Annotated in this window: 10 protein-coding genes, 1 tRNA gene, 1 pseudogene and 1 riboswitch; of the genes and pseudogenes, 9 read left to right on the forward strand and 3 right to left on the reverse strand. The window is 50.3% G+C overall.

Annotated features, from left to right (window positions below):
- Window positions 1-150 (forward strand): annotated as a pseudogene (locus ACTHSP_RS12295) (lipopolysaccharide assembly protein LapB); the annotation flags it as partial.
- 114 nt (window positions 151-264) lie between these two features.
- On the opposite strand, the gene ACTHSP_RS12300 reads toward ACTHSP_RS12295, so the two are convergent.
- Both ACTHSP_RS12300 and recC read right to left on the reverse strand, forming a co-directional pair.
- Complete coding sequence (locus ACTHSP_RS12300) at window positions 265-771, reverse strand: thioredoxin family protein (RefSeq protein ID WP_440346184.1); 507 nt, start codon at window positions 769-771, stop codon at window positions 265-267.
- A gap of 3 nt (window positions 772-774) precedes the next feature.
- Window positions 775-4,074 carry an exodeoxyribonuclease V subunit gamma gene (gene recC / locus ACTHSP_RS12305; protein ID WP_440346188.1) on the reverse strand — a complete coding sequence of 1,100 codons (3,300 nt, stop codon included), beginning with the start codon at window positions 4,072-4,074 and terminating at the stop codon, window positions 775-777.
- Between the two features lie 199 nt (window positions 4,075-4,273).
- Here recC and ACTHSP_RS12310 point away from each other — a divergent pair.
- Window positions 4,274-4,350 (forward strand) — tRNA-Pro (locus ACTHSP_RS12310).
- 48 nt (window positions 4,351-4,398) lie between these two features.
- Here ACTHSP_RS12310 and ACTHSP_RS12315 read toward each other — a convergent pair.
- Window positions 4,399-5,277, reverse strand: a complete 879-nt coding sequence (locus ACTHSP_RS12315) for a lysophospholipid acyltransferase family protein (protein ID WP_440346185.1) — start codon at window positions 5,275-5,277, stop codon at window positions 4,399-4,401.
- A gap of 107 nt (window positions 5,278-5,384) precedes the next feature.
- A riboswitch (SAM-I-IV-variant riboswitch) is annotated at window positions 5,385-5,495 on the forward strand.
- Window positions 5,496-5,668: 173 nt separating this feature from the next.
- Between ACTHSP_RS12315 and metK the strand changes: the two genes are divergently transcribed.
- From metK to ACTHSP_RS12350, 7 genes are all read left to right on the forward strand, one after another.
- Window positions 5,669-6,838 (forward strand): methionine adenosyltransferase, encoded by a 1,170-nt coding sequence (metK, locus tag ACTHSP_RS12320; protein ID WP_440346186.1) that lies wholly within the window; start codon window positions 5,669-5,671, stop codon window positions 6,836-6,838.
- Window positions 6,839-7,009: 171 nt separating this feature from the next.
- Window positions 7,010-8,074 carry a DUF1176 domain-containing protein gene (locus ACTHSP_RS12325; protein WP_314513055.1) on the forward strand — a complete coding sequence of 355 codons (1,065 nt, stop codon included), beginning with the start codon at window positions 7,010-7,012 and terminating at the stop codon, window positions 8,072-8,074.
- A gap of 124 nt (window positions 8,075-8,198) precedes the next feature.
- Entirely contained in the window at window positions 8,199-8,519 is a 321-nt protein-coding gene (locus ACTHSP_RS12330; protein ID WP_003684455.1) for an accessory factor UbiK family protein, read from the forward strand.
- 13 nt (window positions 8,520-8,532) lie between these two features.
- Window positions 8,533-10,029 carry a YifB family Mg chelatase-like AAA ATPase gene (locus tag ACTHSP_RS12335; protein WP_314513057.1) on the forward strand — a complete coding sequence of 499 codons (1,497 nt, stop codon included), beginning with the start codon at window positions 8,533-8,535 and terminating at the stop codon, window positions 10,027-10,029.
- A gap of 154 nt (window positions 10,030-10,183) precedes the next feature.
- Window positions 10,184-11,239: an SPOR domain-containing protein gene (locus ACTHSP_RS12340; RefSeq protein WP_314513059.1), complete on the forward strand. Its 1,056-nt coding sequence runs from the start codon at window positions 10,184-10,186 to the stop codon at window positions 11,237-11,239.
- 11 nt (window positions 11,240-11,250) lie between these two features.
- Window positions 11,251-11,892 (forward strand): thiol:disulfide interchange protein DsbA/DsbL, encoded by a 642-nt coding sequence (locus ACTHSP_RS12345; protein ID WP_440346187.1) that lies wholly within the window; start codon window positions 11,251-11,253, stop codon window positions 11,890-11,892.
- Between the two features lie 44 nt (window positions 11,893-11,936).
- On the forward strand, window positions 11,937-12,761 hold the full coding sequence (locus ACTHSP_RS12350) for an undecaprenyl-diphosphate phosphatase (protein ID WP_128582924.1): 825 nt from the start codon (window positions 11,937-11,939) through the stop codon (window positions 12,759-12,761).
- Window positions 12,762-12,927 lie beyond the last annotated feature (166 nt).

Below are 12,927 nucleotides of genomic sequence, written 5' to 3' on the forward strand. Positions count from 1 at the left end.
GATATGATTCGTTCCATTATCGGCCGCCAGCTGCAAAAAAGCGTTATGTACCGCTGCCGCAACTGCCACTTCAAATCTCAAGTCTTCTTCTGGCACTGCCCAGCCTGCAATAAATGGCAAACCTTTACGCCGAATAAAATCGAGATTTGATAAAGCGTTAAGCATTAAAAAAAGGCCGTCTGAAATCTTTTCAGACGGCCTTTTTATTACGAAACAAAATATCAAAGCAGTTCAAAACATGGCTGTACACACCAGCAATATCTGTCAACAACGCTGGTCTGCCCATGCCAACGCCGCTACAATCTGAGCCTCAATATTGGCATTAAACTCGCCGGCACGGTACGCATCGCGCAATTCTGTGCGACGGGTTTCATCTGCCGCAATTTGGTTTAACACCACTTGCGGAAACTCGTTAAACACAGACCCGTCCTCTTCATGACCCATCAAAAACAGCGCAGGAATTTTTTGATTGGCGCGGACGATTTCCTGTTGGCGCGGATTCTCAAAACGGCTGCTGTCGTCAAAATCGTTGCGGGCAATATAGTTGACGCGGATATTGGGATTCAACTCCGCCATTTTTTGAATAAACGGCACAAACACGCGGCAATCTGGGCAATACGGCGCAGCGGCAAGCAGCCAGTTTTGCGGACGGCTGATCTTTTTAACCGCCGCCACCGTTTGCGCCGACAGCTCGGTCACCTGATAGAGCTGCTGTTGTTTCAATTTATCTTCTTCGGTATCAAAATCCAAATATTCTGCATAAATAGCCATGCTTTACTCCTGTTCTGTTGTATCGGTTTTCCCTGCCACGCCAGTCAAAAGCGGAACAAGCAGATTGACGACGAGGTTTTCAAATAGCGGCTCATCAAGAGGCGATTCTTCCGAATGGCCAAACACCAGCTTCACTTCGGCATATTCTTTCTGAGCTTTGTTCATTTTATTGCCGTTAAAAACATCATAGGATTTTCTCAAGGCAGCATCCCAATCTTCTTTCTTGCTGTACTCCTCCGCCGCAGCAAGGCTGGTTTTGGCAAAAAACGGCAAGGGGATATTTTGTCCGATTCGGAAATATACCAACCATTCTTTCAAAAGTGCCCTCGCCGCCTCTTGCCCGATGGCGGCATAGGTTTCGGTCTGCCCCAAGCTGACAATATGGGTTTGTCGGTTTTCAACGGATTGAGGGGCGACGGCGCAAAAAATCAAATGCTCCAATAAACGGGCAACACGGTTGGGCGCATTGTCTTTTTGGTTTTGGAACACAATGCGGCCGCATTCATAAAGATTGCCGATGGTGCCTTGTAAAACCAAATCGTCAAAGTGTTCTTCATAAGGTTCAGACGGCCTTTTGTTACTGCGTATCAACCCGGCATCCACATTTTTCGCAGATATCTGATACTGCTTCTGCCACAAGCCGCCCAACTCGCCCACCGGCATCAGGCTTTCTGCATTCAGCCGAATGGCCGTATCTTCAAAATCTTCCCCTGTGCGCCGCGCATCCAAATAGGCATCGGCAATCCGGCCCTCATGTTGCGGCTCAAACGGTTCGGCAGATTCCCATGCGTCGTCCAAATACGGCTGATCCCAGCTTAAATTTCTCTTCAGCCAAACTTTGACAGGGTTGCGCCAAAAACTGACAAGCTCGCCCTGATGAATGGTTTTGCCCGGCTCCTCCTGACTTAAAGCCTCAAGGAAAAACGGCTGCGCTTCCGCTTGTGGTTGGTTCAACGCATCGGCGTAATCTTGGCGCGTACTGAAGAGGCCGTCTGAAAGCGCGTCCTTTTGGAAATAACGGCGCGAAAACGCCTGCAACGGATGATGTTTCACCCATTTCTCCGATAACTCGCGCCCGCTTTTCCCCGTCATGGCGGCAATGGTATCCAGTAGCTCGCTGATTAACGAAGACGGCGCAAACTCGGCATCATTGCGTATATCGCGGCCGATATAAGACAAATACAGCATTTCGCGCGCGCTGATTAAGGCTTCGAGGAATAGATAACGGTCGTCGTCGCGGCGGGCGCGGTCGCCTTTTTTCGGATGTTTGGCAATCAGGTCGAACACCGCCGCTTTGGTATTGCGCGGAAAATCGCCGTCATTCAAACCCAACAGGCAAACCATTTTAAACGGCAGGCTGCGCATCGGCACCATACTGCAAAAAGTAATGCCGCCACTCAAAAAACCGGCCTGGCTTTCGCTGTCTAAAAAGCGGCGGATATGGCGGATAACGGTTTTACACGGCAACAATCCGTCAAATTCGGCCAGCTGCGCCTCTTCCAGCCATTTCGCCAAAGACTGCTCAAACTGCTGCTTGGCGTATTGGTCGTCCATATCCGGAGCAAACAGTTTCTCCAGCAAATCGCGGCAACGTTGCACCCAGCATTCCACATTGGCAGGCTCTTGCCATTGCGCCGCCATATCGGCCAAAGTACGGATAAATTCGGCAAAACCGCTGAGCACGTCCAACTGGTTGACATTGCTATGCCACGCGCTCACGCCCTGCCACATGCTGTTGCCGCCTTCGGGCAGCATCCAGCCCAAGGCCAAACGCTCTACCGCCTGCTGCCAAGTAAAGAGGTTGTCTTTACCCTCGCGCATGGTTTGGTCCAAACCCCAATGCACATTCAATCCGGCAACAGTCTCATGCAGCAGCGGCACATCTTCCTCGCTCAAACCGAAGCGTTGCAACACCAACCGGCTTTCCAGCAAAGGCAAAACCTTGTCCACTTCAAACCGGCTTTCCAGCAAATCCAAAGTTTGCGCCAAAGCATACAGCAACGGCTGACGGCGGCTGAGCTTCACATCCGAAATCGAATACGGCAAAGCCTGGCTGCCTGCCTGCGCCTGTCCAAAAACAGCTTCGATGAACGGGCTGTACGGCTCGATGTTCGGCGTCAACACGGCAATATCGTGCGGCTGCCAGTCGGGATTTTTTTGCAACACCAGCGACAGCTCTTCTTTCAAAATCTGCAATTCGCGCAAAGGGCTGTGTGCTGCGACGATTTTGACGGAACCGTCATTCAGCAGCTCGTCCGGCTCGACACACACTGGATTGCCATCCGCATCGTGAACCTGAACCAGAGCCTGCTGCGCACCTGCTTCGCTTTCTTCCTGTTGGTATAAGCGTTCAGACGGCATGATTAAGTTTTGGATATCGTTTTGCAGGCAATGCAACAAGGTATCGTCTTTTCCCTCTTCATAAACCTGAATATCCTGCTCGGTTTCCACTTCCGACAGAAAATCAAAGAAATCGCGCCCCTGCTTGCCCAAAGAAGCCAACAGCGGATGCCCTGCCTGCGACAAATCCGCCTCATCGCCCCTTTTTAAAATCTGCGCCTCATCGATGACCTCGCCCCAATATTGGCTGCTCGGGTTGAGCGCAAACACAAACACATCGCAATGCTTGGAAATTTGGTGCAGCAGTTGCAGATACATCGGCGCCATTGTCGAAATGCCGAATACGAACAACCTTTGCGGCAAGACCGATTTATCCAACTGCGCCAACAACTTTTCCCACAAGGCCACGCGGTGCGGCGCCGATTGGCTGCCATCGTCCAAATAACGCCACAGCCGTGCCTGCCAATCCTCATCATCGCCCAAACCCAGCAGCTTCCCGGCCTGCCACGCATCAATCCAATCCGGCCGGTACACCAAATATTGGTCGAAAATATCGGCCATTTGTCCGGCAAGCTGATAATCCGCCGAGGCCGAACTGTGCAAATAACTTTCCAGCTTCAGGCGTACGTTTTCGTATTCCGGGGCCGTCTGAAACACTTCGCTGCGGAACAAATCCAGCAAACGCCAGCGCATGACTTCAGGCGAAAACGGACTGAGCGGCGGCACATCGGGAACCAATTTGCGCATCAGCTGCCACGCCAAACCGGCAGGCAGACTGAACTTCAAATTCGCCGCCACGCCGAGTTTGCGCGCGAAAAACACATTCAGATAACGCCGCATCCCCTGGCTCTGCACCACCACTTCTTCCTGTGCCAATACAGCATCCAAAGGCAAGGCCTGATGAATATGCGCGCACATTTCGGCAAGCGCTTCCAAACGGTCAGACTGATAAAGATAAAACATAGCAGACAATCTAAAAAACAATTGCCCGCATTATAATGCCATTAGGACAAATGCTTCAGCAGAAGCGGCAAACAAAAACACAGGCCGTCTGAAACACATCGCTTCAGACGGCCTAAAACAAACCCATCGGCAGCCAATTATTAATTATTTATCGACCCCTGTACAAACCGGCTTCTCCTATCCTATAATTTCCCACATTCGGAATGTAGCGCAGCCCGGTAGCGCACTTCGTTCGGGACGAAGGGGTCGGAGGTTCGAATCCTCTCATTCCGACCAAATACAAAACCTGCTTGAGTCCAAGCAGGTTTTTTACATTCGGCAAGCCTATATTTCCGGCGGGAAAGGCGCGCCTTCGGGATGTTTGTAGCGGTTGTACATAAACAAATATTGTTCCGGAAAACGGCGTATCCAATATTCGGTATTTTCATTGATCACGCGCGCGTCGTTCTCCTTATCGCCGTTCAATTCGCCGCGCAAAGGCTCGATGTGCAAGACAAAGCCTTTACCGTCGGGCAGACGCTCGCCGCAGAAAAACAAAGCCTTCACGCCTTTGACTTGCGCCAGCTTACCCGCCAACGTCATGGTGTAGGCAGGTTTGCCGAAAAAGTCCACCCACACGCCGTCGCCTCCTTCTTCCGGAGACGGTACATGGTCCGGCAACACAATGGTCGCTTCGCCGCCGCGCAGCGCTTTGATGATTTGTTTGACGCCCTGAATGCTGGTCGGTGCAGTCTTGCCTTTACCGCGCACGCGCCCTGCCTGCATCACCGCATCAAATGCCTTGATTTTCGGCGGCTTGTACATCGCCGTCAGCGGAAACGGCAGTTGCTGGCTGATGTAGCGGCCGGCCAAATCATAGCTGCCGATGTGCGGCGTGATAAACAGCAAACCCTCGCCCGCGCTCAAGGCCGTCTGAACATGTTCCCACCCGTTGACGCTGACAAACAGGTTTTCAATTTCCTCAGGCCGTCTGAAAAACGCCACCGGCAATTCCAAGCCGCCTTTTGCCGTTTCACGGAAAACTTTTTTCACCGCCTCATCCGTCGGGTTCAAACCGGCAAGTTTCATGTTTTCGAAAACACGCCGGCGATCTTTCGACAGCACGCAGAAACCCAAACTGCCCAGCAGATTGCCTAATTTGTGCAACCAAGCCAAAGGCAGAGCGGCCAAAAATTTAAAAACAAAGGTAACAAGCGTTTGCATAAGGTTTTACCAAAATGAAGTGGACAGATTGTAAACGAAACAGCCGTCTGAACAAAACAGACTTCGGGCAAATATATTGCGGCACACCTGCTTTTCTGCTACTATCCGCGCTGCATTAAGAGTTGGGAATTCCATGCCAACCTGCTTTTCAAACGGAAAGGTAAGGTGGACGGTTGAAAAACCGATGTGGCTCGCCAGAGCAATCCAAACCCGCTTAATGCGGGAATTTTTTTGCCTGTAAGAAACGCGCAACAGGATTCCGAAACAGCAGACAAGTGCGAATGTTTCTCACTTGTATAGAGAAAAAGCGGAGTTTTTGTTATGATTTCCGCTGTCCGAAATAAAAGGCCGTCTGAAAACACAGCAGCCTGTTTTTAATGAAAGAATAGCAATGAGCGAATATCTGTTTACTTCCGAATCGGTATCCGAAGGCCATCCGGATAAAGTTGCCGACCAAGTGTCCGATGCGATTTTGGATGCCATCTTGGCGCAAGACCCCAAAGCACGTGTCGCCGCGGAAACCTTGGTTAACACAGGCTTGTGCGTATTGGCAGGCGAAATTACCACTACTGCCCAAGTGGACTACATCAAAGTCGCACGCGAAACCATCAAACGCATCGGCTACAACTCCTCCGAGCTGGGCTTTGATGCCAACGGCTGCGCGGTCGGCGTGTACTACGACCAACAATCTCCGGACATCGCCCAAGGTGTGAACGAAGGCGAAGGCATCGACTTGAACCAAGGCGCAGGCGACCAAGGTTTGATGTTCGGCTACGCCTGCGACGAAACCCCGACCCTAATGCCGTTTGCCATCTATTACAGCCACCGCCTGATGCAACGCCAAAGCGAATTGCGCAAAGACGGCCGCCTGCCTTGGCTGCGCCCTGATGCAAAAGCCCAACTGACCGTGGTTTACGACAGCGAAACTGGCAAAGTAAAACGCATCGACACCGTCGTCCTATCTACCCAGCACGATCCTGCCATCAGCCATGAAGAACTGAGTAAAGCCGTGATTGAGCAGATTATCAAGCCCGTTTTGCCGTCTGAACTGCTGACTGACGAAACCAAATACCTGATCAACCCGACCGGCCGCTTCGTTATCGGCGGCCCGCAAGGCGACTGCGGTTTGACCGGCCGTAAAATCATCGTCGATACCTACGGCGGTGCGGCTCCGCACGGCGGCGGCGCATTCTCCGGCAAAGACCCGTCCAAAGTGGACCGTTCCGCCGCTTACGCCTGCCGCTATGTTGCAAAAAACATCGTAGCCGCCGGTTTGGCAACCCAATGCCAAATCCAAGTTTCCTACGCCATCGGCGTTGCCGAACCGACTTCGATTTCCATCGATACTTTCGGCACCGGCAAAATCAGCGAAGAAAAACTGATCGCCCTGGTTCGCGAACATTTCGACCTGCGCCCTAAAGGCATCGTCCAAATGCTCGACCTACTGCGCCCGATTTACAGCAAATCCGCCGCCTACGGCCACTTCGGCCGCGAGGAACCTGAATTTACTTGGGAGCGCACCGACAAAGCAGCCGCATTGAAAGCAGCCGCAGGCGTGTAAAAAAATAATAAAGGTCGTCTGAACGGGAGTTTCAGACGGCCTTTTTACATCTAAATATTAAAAACCTTTTTACGAACGACACATCGTATTTTCACAAAAACAGCGCAACGAAATTTTGGATTGCTATGCTGTCCTTGTGAATCTACATAAATAAAATTGAAAGAATACATCATGAAAAAATGGCTGCTGGCTGTTTTGCCTGCCACCGCACTGGCTGCTCCGCCTCAAGGCTTTTATCAAAATTACAAAGACTGGGACATTACTTGCGACAATACCGGCACCTGCCGTCTTGCCGGCTATCAGGCGGACGAAACAGAAACGCCGGTTTCCATCTTGTTTACCCGAAAAGCGGGGGCGAATGCCGTCGTTGCCGGCGAAGTCTCCCTACTGCCGTTTAACGACGATGACCGCCAATTCGCCCGCGTGGCAGCCCGCAGCGAAGTGATGCTGAACGGCAAATCACTGGGCAAATTGGCGTTGAACAAAAAAGGCACAGGCAAATTGAGCAGCGCGCAAACCAACGCCTTGCTCGAAGCGTTGAAAAAAGAAAGCAAAATCAGCATCCGCGCGGGAAAATATGAATGGCACTTGTCCGATAAAGGCGCGGCGGCGGCAATGTTGAAAGCGGACGAATTCCAAGGTCGTCTGAATACGCCTTCCGCGCTGATTCGCAAAGGCGGCAGCAGTCAGGCAGTCCTCAGTCCGCAGCCCAAACCCGTCATCCGCGCCGTTGCCGTGCCGAAAAAAGAGGGCGATATGCTGGAACAAGGCACACCGCGCCACAGCGCCGTCATGAAGCTCTTGAGCGACAGCAACCGCGTTTCCGAAGGCGACGATAATTACTGTTACGCCCTGCACAATAAAGAGCAAATGGATTGGAACCGCAGCCTGTATGTCCATCCGCTCAACGATCGTCAGGTTTTGATTTCGGCCATCTGTATCGGCGGTGCTTATCAAACCAGCGGCTACTATGCCATTGCCGATAAAGAATTGACCAAAATTGAACAAGTGCTGCCGCCAATGACATACGGCGGGCACGGCGGATTCGATGAGAAAACAGCCACCCTTAGCGGCAGCTTCAAAGGCCGAGGGATCGGCGACTGCTGGTCTGGCAATGCAGCGGTGTGGGACGGTAAAACGTTTGTCCGCAGTGAGGAACACACCACCGGTTCATGCAAAGGCTTCACAGGCGGCGCGTGGCTGATGCCTATTTTTGAAGCCCGTGTTGAACGTTAAAATACACGGAATATTTACGATAGAAAGCAAAGGCCGTCTCAAAATTCCCGTTTTCAGACGGCCTTTTTCCTTATACAATAGCCACTTGAATTTCTATATACATTCTGAATAAAGGATACGGATTATGTTCGGCAAACAACTTTTTGAAGAAGTCAGCTCCAAAATCAGCGAAACCATCGCCAACAGCCCTGCCAAAGACATGGAAAAAAACGTTAAAGCCATGCTCGGCAGCGCGTTCAACCGCATGGATTTGGTGACCCGCGAAGAATTCGACATCCAACAACAGGTTTTGATTAAAACCCGTACCAAACTGGCTGAATTGGAAGCCCGTTTGGCCAAACTCGAAGCCGCTCAAGAGCCTGAAGAAGCTGCTTTAAAAGCGGCCGAAGCTGCTGCGGAAGAAGCTGTTGCCGAAATCAAACAACAAACTGAAGCTGCTGAATAAGGCCGTCTGAAACATGTCGCTTGCTTTGGTTTACAGCCGCGCCTTAAGCGGCATGAATGCGCCGTTGGTCGAAGTGGAAGCCCACCTTGCCAACGGCTTGCCACATTTCAATATCGTCGGTTTGCCCGATACTGAAGTCAAAGAAAGCCGCGATCGTGTGCGTGCCGCCATCATCCAAAGCGGCTTCGACTTTCCCGCCAAGAAAATTACCGTCAACCTCGCACCGGCCGACCTCCCAAAAGAATCCGGCCGTTTCGATTTGCCGATTGCCTTAGGCATTCTTGCCGCATCGGGACAAATCAATCCTGAAAAGCTCTCGCAATATGAGTTTGCGGGAGAATTGGCGCTGTCCGGACTGCTGCGTCCCGTACGCGGCGCACTGGCCATGGCATGGCAGGGAATGCAGGCCGGCCGCTCATTCGTCTTGCCGCAAGAAAATGCCGAACAGGCTGCCGTTATGCGCGGTATCGCGGTTTATGGAGCGCGTTCTTTGGGCGAAGTGGCCGCCCATTTAAACGGCATCGAACCGTTGACACAAACCGAATGCAAACTGCCACAAAGGCCGTCTGAACAAAGTAAAATTCCTGATTTAGCTGATGTTAAAGGCCAGCATACCGCTCGCCTTGCTTTGGAAATCGCAGCGGCAGGCGGACACAGCCTGCTGATGATGGGTCCGCCGGGTACAGGCAAATCCATGCTTTCGCAACGTTTGCCCGGTATCCTTCCGCCTTTGACCGAAGACGAATTGGTCGAAGTATGGGCATTGCGTTCGCTCCTGCCCAACCATCAACAGCAACTTGACAGCAACCGTCCTTTCCGCAGTCCTCATCACAGCGCTAGCTCGGCTGCTATGGTGGGTGGCGGTTCAGACCCGCGTCCGGGCGAAATTTCATTGGCACACCACGGTGTGTTGTTTTTAGACGAATTGCCCGAGTTTGACCGTAAAGTATTAGAAGTATTGCGCGAACCTTTGGAAAACGGCGAAATCCATATTTCCCGCGCCGCACGCCAAGCAGTTTATCCGGCCAAGTTCCAACTTGTCGCTGCCATGAACCCCTGCCCTTGCGGCTATCTTGGTCATCCATCCAAACCTTGCCGCTGCACGCCTGAAAGCGTTGCCCGCTACCGCAACAAAATTTCAGGGCCATTGCTCGACCGTATTGACTTAACCATCGAAGTACCCAGCCTTTCTGCTGCCGAGTTGATGCAACAAGAAGCAGGCGAATCCAGTGCCACCGTATTGGAACGCGTTACCGCCGCACGCAAAATCCAATACAACCGACAAGGCAAAGTCAATGCCGAACTGAGTGTCAGCGAGCTCGATGGTAAAGCCCGTATCCAAAAAGAAGCGCAAGAAGCCTTGGGAACCATGCTTGAAAAACTATCCCTTTCCGCCCGAAGTTTCCACCGTATCATGCGCGTCGCCCGTACGCTGGCCGATTTGGCAGGCGACGAAGAAGTCAGCAAAACCCATGTGATGAAAGCCATCGGCTTCCGTCGCGCCCTTTAACTTTTCAGACGGCCTGAATCTTTATGTTTAAGTAAAACTAGAGTAAACAAAGCATCAGGATTTTGCCGTCCATAACGGTTATTGATAAAATATCGAATCCAAACTCAGACAGTCTCCCTTCAGGCCGTCTGAACACATTATTACAAGGTAAGTCATGAAAAAATCTACACAATATGGCAAAGGCTTGGCCGGTTTCTTTTTCGGCCTGATACTGGCAACAGGTATTATTGCCGGTATTTTGTTCTTCTTGAACCAAGGCAACCAAAACGTTTTCAAAGAGCTGACTCAGCCTAAACAAAGCGAAGAACCTGAAATCCTGAAACCTCAGGACAAAGCAGAGAAACGCCCAACCACCGACACTTCATCTACCCAAGCAGATGAAGAAAAAGCCAAAGCAGAAAAAGAAGCTGCTGAGAAAGAAGCCAAAGCTAAAGAAGAGGCTGAAAAGGCTGCCAAAGAAGCTGAAGAAAAAGCTCAAGCGGAAAAAGAAGCTCAGGAAAAAGCCGAACAAGCAGAACGTGAAGCCAAAGAAAAAGCAGAGAAAGCCGCTACCGATAAAGCCGAACGTGAAGCCAAAGAAAAAGCTGAAAAAGCCGCCGCCGACAAAGCCGAACGTGAAGCCAAAGAAAAAGCCGCAAAAACGGAAGCAGAAAAAGAAGCCGCCAAGAAAAAACTGTCCGAGAAAAAAGCCGAATTAGAGAAAAAACGCGCAGAAAAAGCCAAAGCTGAAAAAGAAGCTACTGATAAAACTGCAAAAGATAAAAAAGCGGCCGACCAACTGACCGACAAACAAAAAGAGCGTGCCGAGCGCAAATTGGCTGAGAAAAAAGCAGCCGAAGCCAAAAAACAAAACAAGCCGACACCTGAGCAAATCCTCAACAGTGGCAGCATCGAAAAAGCACGTAAAGCCGCAAATGCCTCTGCAACAAAAGAAAGCAGTAAACAGTCAGCAGAAAAAGCCGAAGCGACTGCCAACAGCGGTAAAAAAGCCTTCCTGCAACTTGGTTCATATGCAGACCGCTCCAGCGCAGACTCACAACGTGCCAAACTGGCTATTTTAGGTGTTTCTTCCAAAGTGGTTGAATCGCAAAACGGCGACAAAACCATTTACCGAGTTCAAAGTAACACCATGCCGCAGGAAGCCGCTGTAAAACTGCAAAAAAACCTGCAAGGCCATAATATCAATAGCTTGATTCGTTCTACCAAATAATGGAATCACTGATGAAGCAGCGTATAAAACAAACCATTGCCGCACTCAGCCTGAGCCTGCTCAGTCTGAGTGCGCAGGCTGCTACCGAGGGCGTGGACTATACTGTCCTCAGTCGCCCTATTCCGCAGCAACAAGCTGGAAAAATTGAAGTGCTAGAATTTTTCGGCTACTTCTGCGTCCATTGTTACCATCTCGATCCAGTTTTGTTGCAACACAGCAAAACCTTTGCCAAAGATGTTTCCTTGCGGACAGAACACGTCGTTTGGATGCCTGAAATGTTAGGCTTGGCCAAGGTTGCCGCAGCCGTCAATCTTTCAGATTTGAAATATCAAGCCAATCCAGTCATCTTCAAAGCAGTTTACGAACAAAAAATCAACCTGGCTGATGCAAATGTATTCCGATCATGGGTTGGTAAACAGACAAGTTTTGACAGTAAAAAACTGCTTCAAGCCTACAATAGCCCTGCTGCCGCGTCGGCTGCTGCAAAAATGCAGCAATTGACGGAAACTTATCGAATTGAAAACACACCAACTGTCATTGTCGGTGGTAAATACAAAGTTAATTTCAATGGTGGCGACTGGAAAGTCGGTATGAAAACCATAGATGACCTCATCGTCAAAGCCCGTCGCGAACAATCCTCAAAACCACTTTAACTATTCAACAAAAGAAAGACGGCCTCAAGGCCGTCTGAAAACTTATGGACATTCTGATTTTATTTAAAGCACTTATTCTCGGTATTATCGAAGGTTTAACCGAGTTCCTCCCTATTTCAAGTACCGGTCACTTGATTGTATTTGGCGACTTAATGAATTTCCAAAGTAACGGTAAAGTATTCGAAATTGCCATCCAGCTCGGTGCCGTATTAGCCGTCGTATTCGAATATCGCCAACGATTTACCCATATCATAAAAGGACTAGGTAAAGAGCGAACAGCCAATCGCTTTGTGCTGAATTTATTTATCGCATTCATCCCCGCTGCGATTGTTGGCCTCTTATTCAGTAAACAAATTAAATTGCATCTTTTCAACCCGATTACCGTTGCTACCATGCTGGTATTAGGTGGCTTCTTCATTTTATGGGTTGAAAAACGCCAAACAACAGCCAAACCTAAAGTCAACCATGTTGATGATATGCGCCCAATTGACGCATTTGTTGTAGGATGCGCCCAAATTTGCGCCCTTATCCCTGGTACATCACGTTCAGGCAGTACCATCATGGGCGGTATGTTGTGGGGACTGGAACGTAAAACAGCTACCGAATTCTCCTTCTTCCTTGCCGTACCGATGATGATTGCGGCAACAGGTTACGACATTTTAAAAAACTACAAACTCTTTACCTTGCAAGATGTCGGACAAATTGCCATCGGTTTTATCGCAGCATTTATCGCCGGTTTATTGGCAGTAAAAGCTTTGCTGAAATTTGTTTCCAGTAAAAACTATGTTCCTTTTGCCTACTACCGCATCGTATTCGGTGGTCTGATTCTCCTTACTTGGATGCTGGGCTGGGTCAGCTGGAGCGAATAACCCCTCTCCCTAAAGGACGTGCCTGTGCACGTCCTTTTTCTTTATCCACCTCCTCCCTTTCGATCAGGTTTCTACCCCATAAAAGGCCGACACTCCGCATCATTACCCCTAAATATCTCCTCACCGTCCGTACAGCTTCCCTTACCCTTCATCTTCCCGCACACCA

The organism is Neisseria sp. P0001.S005, assembly GCF_051963715.1.

Coding starts and splice junctions, on each gene's coding strand:
- ACTHSP_RS12335 (WP_314513057.1), top strand. CDS start 8,533: ATGTCGCTTGCTTTGGTTTACAGCCGCGCCTTAAGCGGCATGAATGCG.
- ACTHSP_RS12300 (WP_440346184.1), bottom strand. CDS start 771: ATGGCTATTTATGCAGAATATTTGGATTTTGATACCGAAGAAGATAAA.
- recC (WP_440346188.1), bottom strand. CDS start 4,074: ATGTTTTATCTTTATCAGTCTGACCGTTTGGAAGCGCTTGCCGAAATG.
- ACTHSP_RS12330 (WP_003684455.1), top strand. CDS start 8,199: ATGTTCGGCAAACAACTTTTTGAAGAAGTCAGCTCCAAAATCAGCGAA.
- ACTHSP_RS12350 (WP_128582924.1), top strand. CDS start 11,937: ATGGACATTCTGATTTTATTTAAAGCACTTATTCTCGGTATTATCGAA.
- ACTHSP_RS12325 (WP_314513055.1), top strand. CDS start 7,010: ATGAAAAAATGGCTGCTGGCTGTTTTGCCTGCCACCGCACTGGCTGCT.
- metK (WP_440346186.1), top strand. CDS start 5,669: ATGAGCGAATATCTGTTTACTTCCGAATCGGTATCCGAAGGCCATCCG.
- ACTHSP_RS12315 (WP_440346185.1), bottom strand. CDS start 5,277: ATGCAAACGCTTGTTACCTTTGTTTTTAAATTTTTGGCCGCTCTGCCT.
- ACTHSP_RS12345 (WP_440346187.1), top strand. CDS start 11,251: ATGAAGCAGCGTATAAAACAAACCATTGCCGCACTCAGCCTGAGCCTG.
- ACTHSP_RS12340 (WP_314513059.1), top strand. CDS start 10,184: ATGAAAAAATCTACACAATATGGCAAAGGCTTGGCCGGTTTCTTTTTC.